We start from the raw sequence: 21138 nt of genomic DNA, 5'->3' as shown, positions 1-21138 counted from the left end.
TATCTCCTGGTTCTTCTTGTTCTTACAGGGGGATGTTCCCGTGCTTGCGCCAGGGGTTGTCCAGCTGCTTGTTCTTGAGCATTTCCAGCGAGCGGCAGATGCGCTTGCGCGTTTCGTGCGGCTGGATCACATCGTCGATAAAGCCACGGGCGCCGGCCACAAAGGGGTTGGCAAAGCGTTCCTTGTACTCCGCTTCACGCGCAGCCAGCTTCACCGGATCGTTCTTGTCTTCGCGGAAGATGATCTCCACCGCGCCCTTGGCACCCATCACGGCGATTTCGGCATGCGGCCAGGCCAGGTTCACGTCGCCGCGTAAATGCTTGGAAGCCATCACGTCGTAGGCACCGCCATAGGCCTTGCGCGTGATGACAGTGATCTTCGGCACCGTGGCTTCGGCATACGCATACAGCAGCTTGGCGCCGTGCTTGATGATGCCGCCGTACTCCTGGGAAGTGCCAGGCATGAAACCAGGTACGTCCACGAAGGTGACCACGGGGATGTTGAAGGCATCGCAAAAGCGCACGAAGCGCGCGGCCTTGATGGAGGACTTGATGTCCAGGCAGCCTGCCAGCACCAGTGGCTGATTGGCCACGACGCCCACGGTCTGACCGGCCATGCGGGCAAAACCGATGATGATGTTCTTGGCGTACTCGGGCTGCAGCTCGAAGAAATCGCCATCGTCCACGGTCTTGAGAATCAACTCCTTCATGTCGTAGGGCTTGTTGGCGTTTTCAGGCACCAGCGTATCCAGCGACATATCGGCGCGACCAACAGGGTCGGTAGTCTCGCGCACGGGAGCCTTTTCCTTGTTGTTCAAGGGCAGGTAGTTGTAGAGACGACGCAGCATCATCAGTGCTTCCACGTCGTTGTCGAAAGCCATGTCGGCCACACCGCTCTTGGTGGTGTGGGTGATGGCCCCGCCCAGCTCTTCGGCCGTGACTTCCTCGTGGGTCACGGTCTTCACGACTTCCGGGCCGGTCACGAACATATAGGAGCTGTCCTTGACCATGAAGATGAAGTCGGTCATGGCCGGCGAGTACACGGCGCCTCCGGCGCTGGGGCCCATGATCATGGAGATCTGGGGCACCACGCCCGAGGCCAGTACATTCTTCTGGAACACATCGGCATAGCCGCCCAGCGAGGCAACGCCTTCCTGGATACGTGCACCGCCCGAATCGTTGAGGCCGATGACAGGAGCGCCGACCTTCATGGCCTGGTCCATCACCTTGCAGATCTTCTCGGCATGGGTTTCGGACAGCGCGCCGCCGAACACCGTGAAGTCCTGGCTGAACACAAAGACCAGACGGCCGTTGATCATGCCGTAGCCGGTGACCACGCCGTCACCGGGGATCTTGGTGTTCTCCATGCCGAAGTCCGTGCAGCGGTGCTCCACGAACATGTCCCACTCTTCAAAAGTGCCGTCGTCCAGCAGCAGCTCGATACGCTCGCGCGCCGTCAGCTTGCCTTTCTTGTGCTGCGCATCGATGCGCTTTTGTCCCCCACCCAACCGAGCGAGTTCTCGCTTGGCTTCCAGCTGCTTCAGGATATCGTCTTGCATGCTTGTCCTCTAACGTGATTTGGGTTGCTTGTCTCGCAATGGTGATGCTGCGATGCTATGGTAATGAGAGCTACTAGCGCCTACTGCATTTGGGCTAGAAGCAGATTTCTTGCTGCAGTACTGGCGGCGATGCGACCCGAGGCCACATCGTCCTGAAGGACGGGGAGCATGGCTTTGACCTGCGGATGCTGGCGAAACGCCTGCTTGAGACCGAAGTCGATGCGCTCCCACATCCAGGCCAGGGCCTGCTTCTCGCGGCGCAGGGCCAAGCGGCCGTTGGCGGTCTGCAGCACCCTGAAGCTGCTGACTGCAGCCCAGAAACCCTCCACTCCCTGCCCCAGCAAGGCACTGATCTGCAGCACACGCGGCTGCCACAGCGCGCCGGTGTTGGCGTGATCGGGGTTGCCGTGCATCCCCAGCAGGCGTAGGCTCGATGTGATCTGGGCCTGGGCACGCGTGGCGGCATGGGGGTCGATGTCGGCCTTGTTGATGACCACCAGGTCGGCCAGCTCCATCACGCCCTTTTTGATGGCCTGCAGATCGTCGCCTGCATTGGGCAGCTGCAACACGCAGAACATATCCGTCATGCCGTGCACGGCGATCTCGCTCTGGCCCACACCCACGGTCTCGACGATGACCACGTCATAACCGGCGGCTTCGCAGACCAGCATGGCCTCGCGCGTCTTTTCGGCCACGCCGCCCAGCGTGCCGCTGCTGGGGCTGGGGCGGATATAGGCCTCCAGCCGCATGGACAGATGCTCCATGCGGGTCTTGTCGCCGAGGATGGAGCCGCCCGAGACGGTACTGGACGGGTCGATCGCCAGCACTGCCACACGCAGCCCTTTCTCTATCAGGTACAGGCCCAGAGCTTCGATGAAGGTGGATTTGCCAACGCCCGGCACGCCGCTGATACCAAGGCGAAACGCCTTGCCCGTATGCGGCAGCAGAGCGGTGAGCAGGCCGTCGGCCTGTTCACGGTGGTCGGCCCGGGAGGATTCAAGCAAGGTAATGGCCTTGGCCATGGCCCGGCGCTGCACGGCAGGGTTGCCGCGCAGGATGCCGTCTTGCATTTGCTCAGGTGTCACGTCGCGATCGCCTTTGCTATCGATGCTTGCCGGCCGATCAGAGACCGTTGGCCTTCTTGATCTGCTCCAGCACATCCTTGGCGCTGGCAGGAATGGGGGTGCCGGGGCCGTATACGCCCTTGACGCCCGCGCTGTAGAGGAAGTCATAGTCCTGAGCGGGAATCACACCGCCCACGAAGACAATGATGTCGTCCGCGCCCTGCTTCTTGAGCTCCTCAATGATGGCCGGCACCAAAGTCTTGTGCCCGGCGGCCAAGGTCGATACGCCCACGGCGTGCACGTCGTTCTCAATGGCCTGGCGCGCGCATTCTTCGGGGGTCTGGAACAGCGGCCCCATGTCCACGTCAAAGCCCAGGTCGGCAAAGGCGGTTGCGACCACCTTGGCTCCACGATCATGGCCGTCCTGACCGAGCTTGGCGATCATCACGCGGGGACGGCGGCCCATGGCCTGCGAAGCGGTGTTGATTTCTTCCTTGAGCTTGTCCCAGCCTTCGGCAGAGTCATAAGCAGCAGCATACACACCGGTCACCTTCTGGGTATCGGCGCGATGGCGGCCAAAAGCCTTTTCCATCGCATCGGAGACTTCACCTACGGTGGCACGCAGGCGCACAGCCTTGATGGACAGATCCAGCAGATTGCCCTCGCCGGACTCCGCCGCAGCCGTGATGGCGGCCAGTGCGGCTTCCACCTTGACGGTATCGCGTGAGGCCTTGATATTCCTGAGCCGTGCGATCTGGCTGTCACGCACCTTGACATTGTCCACTTCCAGGATGTCGACCGGGTCTTCCTTGGCCAGCTTGTACTTGTTGACGCCGACGATGACTTCCTTGCCGGAATCGATACGCGCCTGCTTCTCGGCGGCGGCGGCTTCGATCTTGAGCTTGGCCCAGCCGCTGTCCACCGCTGCGGTCATGCCGCCCATGGCATCGACTTCCTCGATGATGGCCCATGCCTTGTCGGCCATCTCCTGGGTCAGCTTTTCCATCATGTAGGAGCCCGCCCAGGGATCGATCACGTTGGTGATGTGGGTTTCTTCCTGAATGATCAGCTGTGTGTTGCGGGCAATGCGGGCCGAGAATTCGGTGGGCAGGGCAATGGCCTCGTCCAGCGCATTGGTGTGCAGGGACTGGGTTCCGCCGAACACGGCTGCCATGGCTTCGATGGTGGTGCGCACCACGTTGTTGTAGGGGTCCTGCTCGGTCAGCGACCAGCCCGATGTCTGGCTGTGGGTGCGCAGCATCAGACTCTTGGGGTTCTTGGCATGGAAACCCTTCATGATGCGGCACCACAGCAGGCGTGCGGCGCGCATCTTGGCCACTTCCAGGTAGAAATTCATGCCCACAGCCCAGAAGAAGGACAGGCGACCCGCGAAAGCGTCCACATCCATGCCCTTGGCGATGGCGGTCTTCACGTATTCCTTGCCGTCAGCCAGCGTGAAAGCCATTTCCAGCGCCTGATTGGCCCCGGCTTCCTGCATGTGATAGCCAGAAATCGAGATCGAGTTGAACTTGGGCATGTTCTGGCTCGTGTACTCGATGATGTCGCCAATGATCTTCATCGATGGCTTGGGCGGGTAGATATAGGTGTTGCGCACCATGAACTCTTTCAGAATGTCGTTCTGAATCGTTCCGGCAAGTTGGTCCTGCGGGACACCTTGCTCCTCGGCAGCCACCACATAGCCGGCCAGCACGGGCAGCACGGCACCGTTCATAGTCATGGAAACGGAGACTTTGTCCAGGGGGATCTCGTTGAAGAGAATCTTCATGTCCTCGACGGAGTCGATTGCCACGCCGGCCTTGCCCACATCACCCGTCACACGTGGATGGTCGGAGTCGTAACCACGATGCGTAGCCAGGTCAAAAGCAACGGAAACGCCTTGACCGCCGGCAGCCAGCGCCTTGCGATAGAAGGCGTTGGACTCTTCGGCGGTGGAAAAACCTGCGTACTGGCGAATGGTCCAGGGCCGGCCTGCATACATGGTGGCCTGGGGGCCGCGGATATAAGGGGCGAATCCAGGCAGCGTGTTGGTGAATGGCAGATCTTGCGTGTCTTCGGCCGTATACAGCGGCTTGACGGTGATGCCGTCCGGCGTGACCCAGTTCAGGTTGTTGATATCGCCACCGGGGGCCGCCTTGTTGGCGGCCTTGTTCCAGGCTTGCAGATCAGCGGGTGCAAATTCTTGTGGGTCCTGTGCCGGATTCTCTTGGCTCATGTTGTCTCTCGTATGCGGTGCACGCAGTGAAGTTTGGAATTGCGGTGAACTACCTAGATGCGCCTAGTGTACATGATTCATAATTATGAATTCAAAATACTGCAGCATATAATCTCGCGTAATGACAAGCAAAACACTTACTCCTCTTGCGCTATATGAGCAGGTCGCCGAGCAGTTGCGTCAACGCATCTTCCGGCGAGAGCTTGAGCCCGGAGCCTGGATCGACGAACTCAAGATTGCCGAGGAATACGGCATCAGCCGCACCCCCCTGCGTGAGGCACTGAAGGTACTGGCCGCTGAAGGCCTGGTGACCATGAAGCTGCGCCGGGGCGCTTACGTGACCGAGGTATCGCGCAAGGACATCTCCGACGTCTATCGATTACTGAGTCTGCTGGAGGCAGATGCTGCGGCCGAGGTTGCCGGCAAGGCCACGGACGAGCAATTGCAGCGTCTGCAGCAGACCCACGAAGAGTTGAAGCGGAACACAGCCGACGCCGAGCGTTTTTTTGCGCTCAACGAGAGCTTTCACATGCAGATTCTCGATATTGCCGATAATCGCTGGCGTAACCAGCTGGTAGCCGATTTGCGCAAGGTCATGAAGCTGAACCGTCACAAATCGCTCTTCAAACAAGGCCGTATTGAAGACTCCCTGGCAGAGCACGAGGCCATCATGCAGGCCCTACTGCAGCGCGATCCGAAAATTGCCATGAGCGCAGTGCAGCAGCATTTCTCAAATGGACTCGACGCTGCGATCTAAGAGATCCACGTTTGATCCGGTCTAGTATTTATCCTACATCTTTGAAATATTGGCTTACCCACTTCATGAGAAGCTCGCCAGGTAACTGAATGTGCTTTCAGTGTTACAGGATCATGATTCATGCTGGCGCAATTTTTCTGGAACCCGTCTGCCGATGCACACGTGCTCAAGGGTGAATATGACCCCTTCCTCGTGACCTTATCGCTGGCAGTTTGTTGGATTGCCTCCGGTCAAGCTTTGCGCCATGCTGCTTTTGCCAGATTGGCCACGTCAAGGCAGTTGCGCAACTGGTCAATTGCGAGTGGCTCGCTGGCACTAGGCATAGGCATCTGGGCCATGCATTTCATTGGAATGCTCGCTTATTCGATGCATGCTGCAGTTCAGTATGATTTGCTGGTCACCGTCTTCTCCATCATCCCAGGTATCGCAGCATCAGCAGTTGCCCTTGCCTTGCTGGCCCACAATGAACTCCATATCAGGCAATTGGCGTTAGGTGGCTTGACTGTTGGTATCGGCATTGCTGCCATGCATTACAGCGGTATGGCGGCAATGCGCATGCCTGCCACGCACCAGTATTCACCACTCTGGTTTGCCATTTCTCTCATTGTTGGCGTAGCGCTGGCTACCTTAGCGCTCTGGATTCGTTTCGGGCTGGCACGCTTCAACCTCAAACAGGACCACTGGCGCAAAACACTGGCGGCCATCATCATGGGCGCCGCGATCTCGGGCATGCATTACACAGCCATGCTGGCGCTGCGAGTCACGGCCGAGCATGAAATGCATGACGCGGCATCATCGAACGATCGGTTGATTCTGGCGTTGACCATTGCCGTGATTACTCTGTTATTTGGCGGACTGATCGCACAGGCCAATGCCTTGATTCAGTACCGCAGTCGCTGGCAAAAAGTGGACATGAATGAAGCAAGACTGCAAGCTTTGGTGAATATGGCAGCAGATGGAATTATCTGCATCGATAATCAGGGATGCGTAACCGATTACAACCCTGCTGCTGAGGTCATATTCGGCTGGAGCCCAGATGAAGTATTGGGCCAGAACGTGAAAATACTCATGCCCGCTGCGCTATTCAACCAGCATGATAATTATCTGGAACAGCATGAAGCCGGCCAGCGAAACAACGCACCACCTCTGAAAAACAAAATTTCAGAGGTGCTTGGCCAGCACAAGGACGGCACGCTGATTCCCTTGCGCCTGGCCTTGAGCCAGGCCGAAGCACGAGGTCAGCGCATGTATTTAGGCCTTCTGACTGATCTCTCGGACCGCAAGCGAACCGAGCGGCAACTGCATATAGCTGCCACGGTATTCAATCATTCTTTCGAAGGCATGGTGGTCCTTGATGCGAACCGGAAAATTGTAGACATCAACCCGGCCTTTGCACGTATCAGCGGCTTGAACCGCCAAGGAGCGAAGAACAAGGAGTTTTCCAGTCTTTTCATCCAAGACGATGCCAACAAGGCTGTCCAGTGGTCGCAGATCTGGACGGAAATTGGTAAGAAAGGACACTGGCAAGGCCTGCGTGTCATGCACCATGACAGGAACCGCCATCAGATTTCCCTGACGGCTGTGCGCGACGAGCAGCATCGCCTGCACCATTACATCGCCGTCTGCTATCAAAGCATCGATATCCCGCTTGGAGCCACAATCTGAGTCCTATACCAGCCTGAATTTCTCTGGCGCTATCATTCACGTAGCGGGAAATTGCCCGCTTCCTGAAGGCAAGCGCATGAACCAAGTAAGTGAAACCGATGTACTGGGTCTCCAAGCAGAGAAACAGCATTTGACTATCGAGCAAGTGCAAACCTTGCCAGAGCTTTTGGCAATGCGGGTTCGCTGCACGCCATCGGCCGAGGCTTACCGAGAGTTCAATGAAGGCACAAATACCTGGAAAAGCCTGAACTGGGCCGAAACAGCCGAACGCGTCACTCTGTGGAGCCGCGCCTTGTGCGCCTCAAATCTTCCTATCGGTGCAAGGGTTGCAATCTTGCTGCCTAATGGCTTTGATGCAATGACCATCGACCAGGCCTGTCTGCGCTGTGGTTACGTGCCAGTTCCTCTGCATGCCATCGACAATGCCGGCAGCATTGCTTACATCCTGGCCGACTCGGGTGTTTCCTTGCTGGTCGTGGCTGACGCCAAGGCCTGGCAGAAAATTTGTGCAACAGGTCAGGACCTGCCCGAACTCCAGGCCGTCATTCACGCACAGCAAGGCCGCCCAATCGATTCATCGAACGCCTACGTCGTACCTGCCGAACAAGCAGCGCAGGACTCAGTCAAGGCTTTGCAGCGTAAGCCGGTCATTGTTTTGTCTGCCTGGCTTCAGGCTGGTAAGCAGCATACCTCTGCCCTCCCCCTGCCACCAAAGAAAACCGAGCTGGCGGGCATTGTCTACACCTCCGGCACAACGGGAAAGCCCAAGGGCGTCATGCTCACTCACGACAATGTGGTCAGTGATTTACACGCGGTGATGCAGCGTGTGAAGGCCTTCCCTGAGGACGTCTTTCTCTCGTTTCTGCCGCTCTCACACACTTTTGAGCGAACTGCAGGCTACTACCTTGCCGTTGCTACCGGTTCCTGCGTCGCCTACGCACGCTCTGTCGCACAACTCGGACAGGATATGAAGCAGGTCAGGCCGACCGTACTGATCTCGGTGCCTCGCATCTATGAACGTGTCTATGCCAAGATTCAGGAGTCGCTTGCTTCAAGCCCTTTCAAGCACAAGCTGTTCGACGCAGCAGTCAACAAAGGCTGGAAGAGCTTCTGCGCTCGTCAAGGCATGCCCTGGAGCGACCAACTGGAAGCCAAGGCCGGCTGGGCTTCCGCCTTGCCCAGTTGGCTTTTGCGCAAACTGGTCGCCCAGCCCTTACTTGCGCAGTTTGGAGGCCGGCTGCGCGTGGCTGTGAGTGGCGGAGCTCCACTGTCTCCGACAATTGCTCGCACTTTTCTGGGTCTGGGCCTTCCCATGGTTCAAGGCTATGGCATGACCGAAACCGCTCCTGTCGTCAGCGCCAACGGACTCGACGATAACTGGCCCGATACGGTTGGCCGCGTACTGCCGGGAATTGAGGTTCGAATTGGCGAGGACCAGGAGTTGCAGGTGTCTGGCCCGGTGGTGATGCGCGGTTATTGGAACCGTCCGGAAGATACAGCCAAAGCCTTTACTGCCGATGGCTGGCTGAGAACCGGCGATCAAGCTTCAATCGAAAATGGTCGTATCCGAATCAAAGGTCGCATCAAGGAAATCATTGTTACCTCGACGGGTGAGAAAGTGCCTCCCAATGATGTGGAACAGGCCATTCTCGTCGATCCCCTGTTTGAGCAAGTGTTTGTGGTTGGCGAGGATCGTCCGTTCATTGCCTGTATTGCGGTTGTTAGTCAAATGGAATGGGAAATGCTCGCCACGAGTGTTGGACTGAACCCGAATGACGGATCCAGTCTGCACCATGCAGCGGCAGAGAGAGAAGCACTTACCCGAATCGAAAAGCAGACACGCAACTTCGCCCGTTATGCCGTACCCAGAGCCATCCACCTGGTCAGGGATAGCTGGAACATTGACAACGGACTGATGACCCCTACCCTCAAGCTCAAGCGAAAAAACCTGATGGCCCACTACAAAGACGCTATCGAGCAGATGTATGGCAAGCCTATTGATAGTTGGAAGACAAAGGATCAGTAATTGATCTATAGAGGGTTCAAGGAACCCTATTGAATTTCATGTAAGTTACATTAAAAACTTGGTAAAGCAGATGAGATTTATCTCCCGCGCAGATGACTTGCCTTGTCATGTCGGAGGTGAAGAATTTGTAATCGTCTTGCCTATGGCCAGCGAAAACACTGCAGCTCAAGTCGCAGAGAGCCTGCGCAAGCAGGTGGAAGAAACAGTGTTTGAAGGCATCAGCCACATCACCATTTCCCTGGGTGTGACAAGCTGGCCGAACAGCTCTTCCGACATCCCAACGGTTATCAAATACGCCGACGAGATGCTCTACAAAGCCAAGCGTGAAGGCAGAAACCGTGTGGCTGTCTATCGTCAATCAGATACTGAAGAAATGCAGCCGGCTTAGTGCGAGTACTGGTCCTGCATGAACAGGATTCCGCCAAAAGATGAGCGATACCCTTGAGCTCGCCGCCAAGCGCAATCGGATCAAAGAAGGCATTGTTCCTATGCTGCACACTCCACAAAGAACACTGGAAATCCACACAGCACTGTATTAAAATACAGCATCGCATCAAAATGAAAGACTGAACATGCTTACAGGTAGTTGCTGCTGTGGAAAAGTGCAATTTACGGTCGCCAGTCCACCTACCATGATGGGCACATGCCATTGCAGCCGATGCAGAAAGATTGGAGCCAGCACCTTCGTCTTCGTCAAGCGTGAATCTTTCACCCTACTTTCTGGCGCAGACTCCATCACCACATTCAAACCACAAGCCCCCTATAAATACAGCCGCTGCTTTTGCTCTCACTGCGGCACTGCACTTGGCGAAGTGACCTCAAATAGCGAGTCATTCCCTGTCGCAGCTAACTGTTTTGACGTCGAATTGCCAGTCAGCAACCTGTTTCACGAATTCGTCCAGGAGAAGCCCAACTGGTACGGTATATGCGATGACGCCAAACAGTTCCCTGAGCATCCTCACCAGTAAAGCGCGTGGCAACCCCATCACGTTGGCGACACCTTGCGCTGGCCTCCCAGGGATTAGGACTGCGCAAGAGATTTAGCAAGGGCCCTGCCGGTACCTTAGCTGCAATTGAGCATCTAGGCTATGTGCAAATAGACACGCTATCAGTTGTGGAGCGAGCACATCACCATGTTCTTTGGAACCGGGTGCCTGGGTATTCTCGGCTGCACTTGAATCAATTAACCAGCACCGGGAAAGTTTTTGAGCACTGGTTTCATGCGGCGGCTTACCTGCCTATGCGCGACTACCGATATGCGCTGCCACTTATGCTCTCTTTTCGACGTGGCGAGAGCCCCTACTTCAAGAACGTTGACAAGGGCCTAATGGCAGAAATTATTGCCCGTGTGCGCGGCGAAGGTGTACTGAAAACACGCGACCTGAAAGAAAGTACAAAAGGTAAAGGGGTGTGGTGGGACCATGGCCCGGGCAAGCGCGCGCTCGACAAATTGTTTATGCAAGGCGACTTGATGATTCGCGAGCGCAACGGTATGGAAAAGCTCTATGTCTTGCCTGAACAATTGATCCCCCCAAGTTTGAATCAGCAAGAACCTAGCCCCGAAGAAGTGGCAGCCTATCTGATAGATAACGCCATGCGTGCGCATGGTGTTTTCACCTTGGGGCAACTCCTTCATTTGCGTACCGGAAAGCCCTTGCGCAACGCGATGCGTGAACTACTTCAAGCTCGTCTGGAGCAAGGTATGGTTCAAAAACTGGACACCCCATTCCTGCCTGATGCCTATGCCGTGGTGGTCAAGCATCTAGCCACTCGCCATCCGCAATCAGGCGCTGAGGTTCGTCTGCTATCCCCGTTTGACAATGCAGTGATTCATCGCGAACGTTTGAAGCAGATGTTCAACTTTGAGTACCGACTTGAAAGCTATGTGCCTGCGACTCAGCGCAAGTACGGCTATTTTTGTTTGCCCATTCTGTGGCAAGAGGCCTTTGTTGGCCGTATCGACTGTAAGGTAGATCGGGCCGCCGCACGTCTTCATGTTCATAACCTGCACCTGGAGCCGGGCTGGGTACCTGACGCAATTTTTCACCAGCGGCTGCAAGATGCGGTCAGTGAGCTGGCGCACTTTTGTGGTTGCACTGATGTGCAGTAATCGGTTTTCACTGGAGTTTTTTCATCGACCGAAGGATCTGCCACGCCAAACCAGCTCAGACACATCCGCAGAATCAAGATACTTATAGCTTCATGTCGCATGATCATGAAAGCGCGAATCTGTGATGTTCAAAAGCTTGCACGCCCGCGTGAAACTGGAGCTGATGATGCGGTGGTTATAGGGAAAAACCAACTCACCAGCCTGGCCTGACTCCATTCGACGCTTGATCAGTTCCAGCGCAGGCTCCAGCATCCGAAAACAGCGCCGGTTGCCGGTCTTGAGTTGGGGTGCTTTACGTCATCCAGCCAGCCCACGCGGCTCTTGAAGTCAACATCAGCGACCTTGAGCGTGGTGATCTCTTCCTGGCGCCGTGTGGTCAGCAGCGCAAACTCGAAGATCTGCAGCATGGGAATCGAGGCGCGAGCTTCCTGCTTTTCAAAGTATTCCTTGAGCGCAGCCTCTTCCTCGGGCTTCAGGCGGCGTATGCGCCGGCGTTGCTTGGAGATGATCTTCAGCCGAGCTCCTGCTTGGCGGCGTCCAGTTCCTGCACCAGTTTGTTCATTCCGTAGCGCGTCACACAGCGCCTAGGCGGGCTTGCCTCAGCCAGAGGATGTCATTGAGCACTGTGGCCGGGCCGCTATCCTCTTCGACACGGCACCATCTGGCGCACTCGATGAAGTCAATGGCACGAAGGTGCCGAGCATCCCGGTGCACCAGCTTGGCCTTCTGCAGCCAGGTGATGTCGGCCGTCTTGGACCGCCCCCAATGCCACGATGCCTTTTGCATCGCTGACATAATCCTGCAGTATCTGCTTGAGGGTGACGAGACCTTGAACAGGCTGGCCAGTCGCTTGGGCCTCCTCGATTTCTGCTTCACGTCTGCGCAACCATTCCTAGGCAAAAGCGCGCCGGGTAAAGGTCTTGGACTCGGAAAGAGTCAGTTCTCCGCCTTCCTTCAGACGGATCTGAGCACGGAACGATACGACACCCTCGGCACTCTTTCGCTGGGTGATGGTTCCCATCAGGGCTCCATGAAATTCGTGGTGCACCAATGTGGCCTTCAGCATCAAAAAACCCGGCAAAACGGGGTAAAACAGGGTCAATTTTCAGTGCACCACAAGGCACTTTTTGTAGTATGAGCACCGAACAAACCGTTAAAAAACAACTAGATAGCAGCATGTGGCGTATGTCGGTGGCCCCTATGATGGACTGGACAGACAAGCATTGCCGCTACTTCCACCGCCTGCTAAGCCAGCACACCCTGCTATACACCGAAATGGTAACAACCGGAGCTCTGGTGCATGGCGATGTGGCTCGCCATTTGCGGTTTGAGGCCGAAGAACATCCTGTGGCATTGCAATTGGGTGGCTCGGAGCCGGCCGATCTGGCGCAGAGCGCACGCCTGGGCGAGCAATGGGGCTATGACGAGATCAATCTCAACTGCGGCTGCCCTAGCGAACGCGTGCAGCGCGGCGCTTTCGGTGCATGTCTGATGAACGAGGCCGCACTGGTCGCCGATTGCGTCAAGGCCATGGCAGATGTGGTGTCCGTGCCGGTCACCGTCAAGCACCGGATCGGCATCGACAAAATCGAAAGCTACGACTTTGTGCGTGACTTCGTCGGAACCGTTGCCGACGCAGGTTGCCAGGTGTTTGTGGTTCATGCTCGCAACGCCTGGCTCAAAGGCCTCTCCCCCAAGGAAAACCGTGAAATCCCACCGCTGCGCTACGAGGTCGTGGCACAGCTCAAGCGTGACTTTCCGGGCCTGACAATCGCCGTCAACGGCGGCATCAAGACCGACGACGTAGTGCAGCAGCAGCTGAAGCAGGTCGATGGAGTCATGGTGGGCCGTGAGGCCTATCACAACCCCTGGTGGATCTCGTCCTGGGATGCTCTTTACTATCAGGACGAGAGCAGGGAGCGCACACGAGAGGATATTGAAGAGCAGATGGTGCTGTATATGGAGCGCGAAGCACGCGAGCATGGCACGCACTGGTATTCGATTGCCCGGCATATGCTGGGGCTGCGCAATGGCCTCGCCGGTGCACGCCGCTGGCGCCAGGTCTGGAGTGATCACCGCCTCAAGACCCTGCCGCCGCACGAGGTCATGAAACTGGCCCGCACCAAGCCGAACGAGATTCAACAAGAACCCGCAGAGCAGATGCTTTGAGCACTCATGAAAAAGCTGACTTCGGTCAGCTTTTTTACTTTCAAACTCAGTGAGGTCCGGCATACGTTGCGCAATGCCAGCAGATCCGTCATTTGAAGGGAATTCACTACTTCGCATGTCAAACTCTGCTGTTATATTGCACTGCAACATAACCCGCAAAAGTGCATCCCATGCTCTATCAGATCTACGAAATGCAACGCGCAATGGTCGAGCCATTTGCAGACTTTGCCCAGGCCGCCTCCAAGTTCTACAACAACCCTCACTCGGTCTTCAGCCAGGTGCCCATGGCCCAGCGCATGGCTGCGGGCTTCAACCTCATGTATCGCCTGGGCAAGGACTACGAAAAGCCCGAGTTCGACCTGCATAACGTCGAAGTCAACGGCGTGGATGTCACCATCCGCGAGCGCGTGGAGGTCGACAAACCGTTTTGCGAGCTGCGCCGCTTCAAGCGCTTCTCCGACGACCCCGAAACGCTGGATCTCATGCTCAGCCAGCCTGTGGTGCTGATCGTGGCCCCACTCTCGGGCCACTACGCTACCTTGCTGCGCGACACCGTGCAAAGCATGCTGGGAGGCCACAAGGTCTATATCACCGACTGGAAAAATGCCCGCGTCGTGCCGCTGACCGAGGGTGAATTCCACCTGGACGACTATGTGAACTATGTACAGGAGTTCATTCGCTATCTGCAAGGGCGCTATGGCCAGTGCCATGTAGTCAGCGTCTGCCAGCCCACGGTGCCGGTGCTGGCTGCGGTCTCTCTGATGGCCAGCCGTGGCGAAGTCACACCGCTGTCTATGACCATGATGGGCGGCCCCATCGATGCGCGCCGCTCACCGACGGCTGTGAACAACCTGGCCGAAACCCGCAGCTACGAGTGGTTCGAGAACAACGTCATTTACGAAGTACCGAACAATTACCCCGGTGCCGGCCGCCGTGTCTACCCGGGCTTTTTGCAGTACTCGGGCTTTGTGGCCATGAATCCCGACCGCCACGCCAACAGCCATTACGACTACTTCAAGGACCTGATCAAGGGTGACGAAGCCAGCGCCGAGCATCACCGCAAGTTCTATGACGAGTACAACGCGGTACTGGACATGGACGCCGACTACTACCTGGAAACCATCGCCACCGTGTTCCAGGAGTACAAGCTCGTCAAGGGCATCTGGGAAGTCAAGAACGAGCAAGGCAAGCCCGAGCTGGTGCGCCCGCAGGACATCAGGAACACGGCCTTGCTGACGGTGGAAGGCGAGCTGGACGATATCTCAGGCGCAGGCCAGACCCGCGCCGCCCATGACCTGTGTGTCGGCATCGCTGCCGAGGCGCGCCACCATATCGAAGTGCAAGGTGCAGGCCACTACGGCATCTTCAGTGGTAGCCGCTGGCGCAAGACTGTCTACCCCCAGGTGCGCGACTTCATCCTGTCCCACCAGCCCGCGAGCGCCACGGCCGCCAGTGCCGCCGGTCATCTGAGCAGCGTCAGCGATGACGGGGCCGAGCTGGAAAGCCATGAGGCCCATGCCGACAAGCCTGCCAAGACCGCGAAAACAGGTGAAAATAGCGCCCTTGCCCAGAAAGGACGCGGCTCGTATCGCGCCAGGGCATAAAGGCTCACCAGACCAGAATGAACTCATCCATGTCCGCAGCCTCCTCGCTTCAAGCACTGGCTGCGAACATTGATGCAGCCCTGCCCCAGACACAGTGCACGCGCTGCGGTTATCCCGACTGCGCGTCCTATGCCCAGGCCATTGCCAGCGGAGAAGCCCCCATCAACCAATGCCCCCCCGGCGGCCAGGAAGGCGTGCGCCGTCTGGCGAGCATCACCGGCAGGCTGGAGTTGCCGCTCAACGCCGAAAACGGCCTGGAAGCGCCTCGCGCCCTGGCCGTGATAGACGAGGCCTGGTGCATAGGTTGCACGCTGTGCATCAAGGCCTGCCCTACCGATGCGATTCTGGGTGCCAACAAGCGCATGCATACCGTGATTGCCGAGCATTGCACGGGCTGCGAGTTGTGTATTCCTGTCTGCCCCGTTGATTGCATAGAGCTGGTCAACGCCAGCTCTGAAGCCACAGGCTGGTCCGCCTGGAGTACTGAGCAGGCCGAGCAGGCCCGCAGCCGCTATGGCGCGCATTTGCTGCGTACGGGTCGCAAGGCCAACGCACCGGTACGCACCACGGCACAAACCCCAGTTGAAGAAGCTGGCGCTCAAGCAGACACACCGTCAACGCCCCCCGCAGACAAAAAGGCCACGCTTGCAGCCATTTTGGCCAGGGCTAAAGCCCAGCGCGCAGGAGCCTGATACCCAATCAGCCTCCGGCGCTTGAAAAAAGCGCTTGCGCTCCCAATGCAGAAACAAATCAGTGGCGGCAAGTGCCAATCAGGACCGCATTAGGCACTGACCAGGCTCTTGTAGACACCGCAGCCCCAGTACAAGTCTGCATGCTTGCAGACATAGGACATCTTGGTCTGCACCTGCTGGTTGCTGGGGTTGATGTAGTCGTATTCCACCCAGCCCGGACGAAGCTCGGCCTGGGCCATGATGTCGGCCATCAGGCTGTCACCGTCGATGCCGGGCACATCCTGAACGCGCAGCCCCACTTTGGCCGGATTACCGCCGAAGGCCCGGTACTCCCCCTCGGAAGACAGGGCAAACACATACATGTCGCGGTCGTAGAACGGCTGCGAGGGATCGGTGACGGTCTGAAGCAGGCTGGCAACACTGGACGAGCTCCTGGCTTGTCGCATGGTCGCATTCATCAGAGCCACCGCCTCCTCGGCCGTGCCCTGCTGCAGCCTGAAGCGCGACACCGCATCCGAGAGATGCCGGGCGCGCAGCTGTAACTCCTGCGCCTGCTGAAGCGCCTGACCTACCATCTGGGCGTTGTTCTGGGTGATTTCATCGATCTGACGCACGGCATTGCTGATTTCCTGAAGACCTGAGCTCTGGCTGCTGGCCGTGTCCGCAAGCGTCCCCATATGGGCGACCACATCGTGAATGGCCCGCGTCACTCCCTGGATCTCCTCGCCTGCACTGCGTAGCTGCTGCGTGCTCTGAGTGACCTGCTGCACGGTCTCGCCGATCAGTTGCCGAATCTCCTTGGCTGCTTCGGCGCTGCGCTGGGCCAGCGTGCGCACCTCACTGGCCACCACGGCAAAGCCACGCCCCTGTTCACCGGCTCTGGCTGCCTCCACCGCTGCATTCAGGGCAAGAATATTGGTCTGGAAGGCGATGCCGTCAATCACGCCAATGATTTCCCGCATGCGCCCGGCATTGCGCTCGATCAGCTCCACCGACTGCACCGCATGCTGCATGGCTTGGGCGCCCTGATCTGCAGCGGCACAAACGCCGTCAGCGCGGGAATGTGCTGCCTTGCTCACTTCCGCATTTTGCTCAACCGCTGCGGTGAGTTGCTCAACACTGACCACCGTCTGCGCGAGATTGCTCGCCTGCATCTCGGTTCGTTCAGACAAGGCCTGATGCTCCTTGACCATACTCTGTCCAGCCTGGGCCACCAGGGCCGCGTTGCTGCGAACATCGGCCACCATGGCCGACAGCGCATGCACCATGGACTTGGTGAGGCTTGATGCGGAAAGCCCTTGTTGCGGCTCTCCGCCGACGCCCAGACTCAGGTCTCCATGAGCGACTCTTTCAAGCGCAAGCCGCATGTCCAGCCACTGCTGCTGCCAGCTCCTGTGAAGAGCGCCGACCCACAACAGCACTCCCATGACCCACAGCAGCAACCAGCCCAGCTGCCATGTTCCGCCCAGGCCCAGCACAGGCAAAACAGGCCCCGCCAGCAGCCATGGCAGGCCCAACCACAGCAGTCCGGAATTCCTCACTCGTACGCGGTTTTTTTTGTCGGGCAAGATGCGCTTTTGCATTGCGTGTCTCCATTCGTTTCTTGTTGTTGACTTCGTTTGCTGACCTCGCAGCTCGCTCACGGTAGCCACTTGCTCTGTCGCCCAGCTTACGTAACAAATTGCAATTCCCGGAGCCTGCAAACCCGCAAACTCAAAACTATGAGCGCTGTTTTCTCATGCGAAAATGGCATCAGCCCATAATGTGTACCTATGAACCCCCTGCTCTCGCGCTTACAGCCTTATCCGTTTGAACGTCTTCGCCAACTGTTCGCCTCGGCTCAACCACCTGAGGGCCTGCGCCCTATCAGTCTGGGCATCGGAGAGCCGCGCCATGCCACGCCGGAGTTCATTGAAAAAGCATTGAGCAGCGAACTGCAGGGCTTGTCCGTTTACCCTGCCACCGCCGGTCTACCGGCCTTGCGCCAGGCCTGTGCGCAATGGGCCAACCAGCGCTATGGCATCGAGTTGGATGCTGCAACTCAGGTTCTGCCCGTCAATGGCTCGCGTGAGGCATTGTTTGCCTTCACCCAGGTCGTGGTGGACAACACCAAGGCCGGTGCGCGTGTCATCTGCCCCAACCCCTTCTATCAAATCTACGAAGGTGCGACGCTGCTGGCCGGAGCCACCCCCTATTACGCTGCCAGCGATGCTGCGCGCAACTTTGCCGTGAACTGGGATGCAGTGCCCGAGGAGGTATGGCAACACACACAGCTGATTTTTGTGTGCTCGCCCGGCAACCCCACGGGCGCAGTGATGCCGCTCGGCGAATGGGAGAAGCTGTTTGCCCTGTCCGACAGGCATGGCTTCGTGATTGCCAGCGACGAGTGCTACAGCGAGATCTACTTCCAGGAAGAAGCCCCGCTGGGCGGCCTGGAAGCTGCCCAAAAGCTGGGCCGCCATGACTTCAAGAATCTGGTGATGTTCACCAGCCTGTCCAAGCGCAGCAATGTTCCCGGACTGCGCAGCGGCTTTGTAGCGGGTGATGCGGCTCTGCTCAAGTCCTTCTTGCTCTATCGCACCTATCACGGCGGCGCCATGAGTCCCGTGGTGCAGACGGCATCGATTGCGGCCTGGGGCGACGAAGCCCATGTGCAGGAAAACCGCCGCCTTTATCGCGAGAAGTTTGCGCAGGTCACGCCCGTGCTGTCCCAAGTCATGGACGTGAAGCTGCCCGATGCCAGCTTCTATCTCTGGGCCGGCATTCCACCGGAATTGGGCATGGATGATGCACAATTCGCCAAAGAGCTGTATATTCATACAGGAGTGACGGTCTTACCAGGCAGCTACCTTGCGCGTGAGGCTCAGGGGTTCAACCCCGGCGCCAATCGCATTCGCATGGCTCTGGTGGCCGAAACGGCGGAATGCCTTGAAGCCGCCCAGCGTATTGCACAATTCATCGAATCCCGTACCCGCTGATCCACATCCAAGGCCTGCTATGTGCAAGCCTTTCATGACTCAACGATTCACCTCAACTTTCGATCCTTGACCGAAAACATCATGACGCAACAACTGCAATCCATCATCGACAACGCCTGGGACAACCGTGCCAATATCTCGCCTTCCGCCGCCCCCAAGGAAGTGGTGGATGCCGTGGAGCACGTGATTGCCGAGCTCAACGACGGCAAGCTGCGCGTGGCCACCCGCGAAGGTGTGGGCCAGTGGACCGTGCACCAGTGGATCAAGAAAGCGGTGCTGCTGTCCTTCCGCCTCAAGGACAATGCCCTGATCAACGGCGGTGCCCTGAACTTCTTCGACAAGGTCCCCACCAAGTTCGAAGGCATGAGCGAGGCCGAAATCGCTGCCACCGGCGTGCGCGTGGTGCCTCCTGCCGTGGCCCGTCGCGGCTCCTTCATCGCCAAGGGCGCCATCCTGATGCCTTCCTATGTGAACATCGGCGCCTATGTGGACGAAGGCACCATGGTCGACACCTGGGCCACCGTGGGATCCTGCGCTCAAGTGGGCAAGAACGTGCACCTGTCCGGCGGCGTGGGCCTGGGCGGCGTGCTTGAGCCCCTGCAAGCCAACCCCACCATCATCGAAGACAACTGCTTCATCGGCGCCCGCTCCGAAGTGGTCGAAGGCGTGATCGTGGAAGAGAATTCCGTTCTGGGCATGGGCGTGTACATCGGCCAGTCCACCCCTCTGTTCAACCGCGAAACCGGCGAAATCACCTACGGCCGCGTGCCCAGCGGCTCGGTGGTGGTCAGCGGCAACATTCCCAAGCAGACCAAGGATGGCAAGGACTACTCCATGTATGCCGCTATCATCGTCAAGCGCGTGGATGCACAGACCCGCTCCAAGACCAGCATCAACGACCTGCTGCGCGACTGATGGGCCCCTGGCCATGCTTGCTCTGCCTTGATGCAGACACTGCCGTGGCCACCCCGCTCACAAGCCTGCCCGCTCCCGAGCGTGCAGGCTTTTTTCATGCCCGAGATCTGCTTTGCGCATCAAGCGCGACCGGCACCGAGTTGACACACGCTAACATGCGTCCATAGAGAGGCTGAGCGAAAAAGGATGAAGAAAAAATGAGCACCATGGAAAAAATTCTGCGTCTGATGTCCGAAAAAAAGGCCTCGGACGTCTATCTCTCCGCCCGTGCGCCGGCGCTGATCAAGATCAACGGCATCTGCATCCCCATCAACAATCAGGAGCTGCCAGTCGAAGCTCCGCTGGCCTTGCTTTCCGAGGTCGTCAAGCCTGAAGCCATAGAAGAGCTCAAACAGACGGGCGAGCTGAACATGGCCATTCCCCTGAGCGGCATAGGACGTTTTCGTATTAGCGCCATGCGCCAGCGTGGCTCCTATGCGGTGGTCGTGCGCTTTATCTCGTATCAGATTCCGTCGCGCAATGAACTGAATCTGCCCGCCATCGTCAGCGAACTGGTCATGGAAAAGCGCGGTCTGGTGCTGGTTGTGGGAGCAACGGGCTCGGGCAAGAGCACGACACTGGCGACCATGATCGACGAGCGCAACGAAACGCTCACCGGCCACATCCTCACAGTGGAAGACCCCATCGAATACCAGTTTCGCAACAAGAAATCCATCGTCAACCAGCGTGAGGTCGGTACCGACACCAGTACCCTCGCAACCGCACTCAAGAATGCGCTGCGCCAGGCACCCGATGTGATTCTGATCGGAGAAATCCGCGACCGCGAGACCATGTCGGCCGCACTGGCCTATGCCCAGTCCGGCCATCTGTGCCTGGCAACCCTGCATGCCAACAACAGCTATCACACGCTCAATCGCATCCTGTCCTTCTTCCCCGAGGAGGTTCGCCCCAGCATGTTGGGCGAGCTGGCCGCCTCGCTTAAGGCCGTGATCTCTCAGCGCCTGGTCCGTACCGTCACCGGCACGCGCGTGCCGGCCGTGGAAGTCATGCTCAACACGAAGCTCATCAGCGACATGATCGTCAAGGGTGACTTCGGTGGCGTGAAGGAGGCCATGGAAAAATCCATGGCCGAAGGCTCGCAGACCTTCGAGGACGCCCTGGCAGCCCTGGTGCGCAATGGCACAATTGAGCGCAGTGAAGCGCTGGCCTATGCCGACTCGCCCACCAATCTGATGTGGCGCATGGATAATGACGTCAGCCACGCGGCCACTGCCGCCAACGCCCCAGCCGTCACGGATGTGATTCTGCCCGGCGATGACGATATGCCGTCCTTTACGGAAATCACCCTGGATGTCAGAACCGCCTGA

At 57.9% G+C, this 21138-nt stretch carries 19 protein-coding genes; 12 read left to right on the top strand and 7 right to left on the bottom strand.

Annotated elements, in window-relative coordinates; translation table 11 throughout:
* Nucleotides 1-22: 22 nt before the first annotated feature.
* The 3 genes from AC1RTQ_RS09250 to scpA all read right to left on the bottom strand — a co-directional run bounded on the left by AC1RTQ_RS09250 (nt 23) and on the right by scpA (nt 4855).
* Nucleotides 23-1558, bottom strand: a complete 1536-nt coding sequence (locus AC1RTQ_RS09250; RefSeq protein ID WP_003065036.1) for an acyl-CoA carboxylase subunit beta — start codon at nt 1556-1558, stop codon at nt 23-25.
* Between the two features lie 80 nt (nt 1559-1638).
* On the bottom strand, nt 1639-2643 hold the full coding sequence (gene meaB, locus AC1RTQ_RS09245; protein WP_492875131.1) for a methylmalonyl Co-A mutase-associated GTPase MeaB: 1005 nt from the start codon (nt 2641-2643) through the stop codon (nt 1639-1641).
* A 37-nt stretch (nt 2644-2680) separates the two neighbouring features.
* Complete coding sequence (scpA, locus tag AC1RTQ_RS09240; RefSeq protein WP_492875129.1) at nt 2681-4855, bottom strand: methylmalonyl-CoA mutase; 2175 nt, start codon at nt 4853-4855, stop codon at nt 2681-2683.
* A 121-nt stretch (nt 4856-4976) separates the two neighbouring features.
* Between scpA and AC1RTQ_RS09235 the strand changes: the two genes are divergently transcribed.
* The 6 genes from AC1RTQ_RS09235 to AC1RTQ_RS09210 all read left to right on the top strand — a co-directional run bounded on the left by AC1RTQ_RS09235 (nt 4977) and on the right by AC1RTQ_RS09210 (nt 11413).
* Nucleotides 4977-5612, top strand: a complete 636-nt coding sequence (locus AC1RTQ_RS09235) for a GntR family transcriptional regulator (RefSeq protein ID WP_492875127.1) — start codon at nt 4977-4979, stop codon at nt 5610-5612.
* Nucleotides 5613-5732: 120 nt separating this feature from the next.
* The gene (locus AC1RTQ_RS09230; RefSeq protein ID WP_492875125.1) at nt 5733-7277 is read left to right on the top strand and encodes an MHYT domain-containing protein; all 1545 of its coding nucleotides are present in this window, start codon (nt 5733-5735) and stop codon (nt 7275-7277) included.
* Nucleotides 7278-7353: 76 nt separating this feature from the next.
* Complete coding sequence (locus tag AC1RTQ_RS09225) at nt 7354-9303, top strand: AMP-dependent synthetase/ligase (protein ID WP_492875123.1); 1950 nt, start codon at nt 7354-7356, stop codon at nt 9301-9303.
* Nucleotides 9304-9361: 58 nt separating this feature from the next.
* Complete coding sequence (locus AC1RTQ_RS09220) at nt 9362-9691, top strand: GGDEF domain-containing protein (protein ID WP_492875121.1); 330 nt, start codon at nt 9362-9364, stop codon at nt 9689-9691.
* Nucleotides 9692-9875: 184 nt separating this feature from the next.
* Complete coding sequence (locus tag AC1RTQ_RS09215) at nt 9876-10271, top strand: GFA family protein (RefSeq protein ID WP_492875119.1); 396 nt, start codon at nt 9876-9878, stop codon at nt 10269-10271.
* Between the two features lie 5 nt (nt 10272-10276).
* On the top strand, nt 10277-11413 hold the full coding sequence (locus tag AC1RTQ_RS09210; RefSeq protein WP_492875117.1) for a winged helix-turn-helix domain-containing protein: 1137 nt from the start codon (nt 10277-10279) through the stop codon (nt 11411-11413).
* A gap of 227 nt (nt 11414-11640) precedes the next feature.
* Here AC1RTQ_RS09210 and AC1RTQ_RS09205 read toward each other — a convergent pair whose 3' ends face one another.
* From AC1RTQ_RS09205 to AC1RTQ_RS09195, 3 genes are all read right to left on the bottom strand, one after another.
* Nucleotides 11641-11820 carry a hypothetical protein gene (locus AC1RTQ_RS09205; protein WP_492875115.1) on the bottom strand — a complete coding sequence of 60 codons (180 nt, stop codon included), beginning with the start codon at nt 11818-11820 and terminating at the stop codon, nt 11641-11643.
* A 166-nt stretch (nt 11821-11986) separates the two neighbouring features.
* Nucleotides 11987-12199, bottom strand: a complete 213-nt coding sequence (locus AC1RTQ_RS09200; RefSeq protein WP_492875113.1) for a hypothetical protein — start codon at nt 12197-12199, stop codon at nt 11987-11989.
* Between the two features lie 106 nt (nt 12200-12305).
* Entirely contained in the window at nt 12306-12515 is a 210-nt protein-coding gene (locus AC1RTQ_RS09195; RefSeq protein WP_492875111.1) for a hypothetical protein, read from the bottom strand.
* A 32-nt stretch (nt 12516-12547) separates the two neighbouring features.
* On the opposite strand from AC1RTQ_RS09195, the gene dusA reads away from it, so the two are divergent.
* The 3 genes from dusA (at nt 12548) to rsxB (ending at nt 15878) form a co-directional block, all read left to right on the top strand.
* A complete protein-coding gene (gene dusA / locus AC1RTQ_RS09190; RefSeq protein WP_492875109.1) occupies nt 12548-13582 on the top strand; it encodes a tRNA dihydrouridine(20/20a) synthase DusA in 1035 nt (344 codons plus the stop codon).
* Nucleotides 13583-13752: 170 nt separating this feature from the next.
* Nucleotides 13753-15186, top strand: a complete 1434-nt coding sequence (locus AC1RTQ_RS09185) for a polyhydroxyalkanoate depolymerase (protein ID WP_492875108.1) — start codon at nt 13753-13755, stop codon at nt 15184-15186.
* A 29-nt stretch (nt 15187-15215) separates the two neighbouring features.
* Complete coding sequence (gene rsxB / locus AC1RTQ_RS09180; protein WP_492875106.1) at nt 15216-15878, top strand: electron transport complex subunit RsxB; 663 nt, start codon at nt 15216-15218, stop codon at nt 15876-15878.
* 89 nt (nt 15879-15967) lie between these two features.
* Here the strand turns inward: rsxB and AC1RTQ_RS09175 are convergent, their stop codons facing one another.
* Nucleotides 15968-17461, bottom strand: coding sequence for a methyl-accepting chemotaxis protein (locus tag AC1RTQ_RS09175; RefSeq protein ID WP_492875104.1), 1494 nt, complete (start codon nt 17459-17461; stop codon nt 15968-15970).
* Nucleotides 17462-17650: 189 nt separating this feature from the next.
* Between AC1RTQ_RS09175 and dapC the strand changes: the two genes are divergently transcribed.
* The 3 genes from dapC (at nt 17651) to AC1RTQ_RS09160 (ending at nt 21138) form a co-directional block, all read left to right on the top strand.
* Nucleotides 17651-18856, top strand: coding sequence for a succinyldiaminopimelate transaminase (dapC, locus tag AC1RTQ_RS09170; protein ID WP_492875102.1), 1206 nt, complete (start codon nt 17651-17653; stop codon nt 18854-18856).
* An 81-nt stretch (nt 18857-18937) separates the two neighbouring features.
* Entirely contained in the window at nt 18938-19771 is an 834-nt protein-coding gene (dapD, locus tag AC1RTQ_RS09165) for a 2,3,4,5-tetrahydropyridine-2,6-dicarboxylate N-succinyltransferase (protein WP_003054847.1), read from the top strand.
* Nucleotides 19772-19968: 197 nt separating this feature from the next.
* A complete protein-coding gene (locus AC1RTQ_RS09160; protein WP_492875100.1) occupies nt 19969-21138 on the top strand; it encodes a PilT/PilU family type 4a pilus ATPase in 1170 nt (389 codons plus the stop codon).

Source organism: Comamonas sp. GW821-FHT11H03 (assembly GCF_058807955.1).
This window is presented reverse-complemented; position numbering and strand designations above follow the sequence as displayed.

What these genes read in the sequence shown, in the direction of transcription:
- dusA (WP_492875109.1), top strand. Translation starts at nt 12,548, where the DNA reads ATGAGCACCGAACAAACCGTTAAAAAACAACTAGATAGCAGCATGTGG.
- rsxB (WP_492875106.1), top strand. Translation starts at nt 15,216, where the DNA reads ATGTCCGCAGCCTCCTCGCTTCAAGCACTGGCTGCGAACATTGATGCA.
- AC1RTQ_RS09250 (WP_003065036.1), bottom strand. Translation starts at nt 1,558, where the DNA reads ATGCAAGACGATATCCTGAAGCAGCTGGAAGCCAAGCGAGAACTCGCT.
- AC1RTQ_RS09205 (WP_492875115.1), bottom strand. Translation starts at nt 11,820, where the DNA reads ATGCTGCAGATCTTCGAGTTTGCGCTGCTGACCACACGGCGCCAGGAA.
- AC1RTQ_RS09175 (WP_492875104.1), bottom strand. Translation starts at nt 17,461, where the DNA reads ATGCAAAAGCGCATCTTGCCCGACAAAAAAAACCGCGTACGAGTGAGG.
- AC1RTQ_RS09225 (WP_492875123.1), top strand. Translation starts at nt 7,354, where the DNA reads ATGAACCAAGTAAGTGAAACCGATGTACTGGGTCTCCAAGCAGAGAAA.
- dapD (WP_003054847.1), top strand. Translation starts at nt 18,938, where the DNA reads ATGACGCAACAACTGCAATCCATCATCGACAACGCCTGGGACAACCGT.
- AC1RTQ_RS09230 (WP_492875125.1), top strand. Translation starts at nt 5,733, where the DNA reads ATGCTGGCGCAATTTTTCTGGAACCCGTCTGCCGATGCACACGTGCTC.
- AC1RTQ_RS09215 (WP_492875119.1), top strand. Translation starts at nt 9,876, where the DNA reads ATGCTTACAGGTAGTTGCTGCTGTGGAAAAGTGCAATTTACGGTCGCC.
- scpA (WP_492875129.1), bottom strand. Translation starts at nt 4,855, where the DNA reads ATGAGCCAAGAGAATCCGGCACAGGACCCACAAGAATTTGCACCCGCT.
- AC1RTQ_RS09200 (WP_492875113.1), bottom strand. Translation starts at nt 12,199, where the DNA reads ATGCAAAAGGCATCGTGGCATTGGGGGCGGTCCAAGACGGCCGACATC.
- dapC (WP_492875102.1), top strand. Translation starts at nt 17,651, where the DNA reads ATGAACCCCCTGCTCTCGCGCTTACAGCCTTATCCGTTTGAACGTCTT.
- AC1RTQ_RS09185 (WP_492875108.1), top strand. Translation starts at nt 13,753, where the DNA reads ATGCTCTATCAGATCTACGAAATGCAACGCGCAATGGTCGAGCCATTT.
- AC1RTQ_RS09235 (WP_492875127.1), top strand. Translation starts at nt 4,977, where the DNA reads ATGACAAGCAAAACACTTACTCCTCTTGCGCTATATGAGCAGGTCGCC.
- AC1RTQ_RS09160 (WP_492875100.1), top strand. Translation starts at nt 19,969, where the DNA reads ATGAGCACCATGGAAAAAATTCTGCGTCTGATGTCCGAAAAAAAGGCC.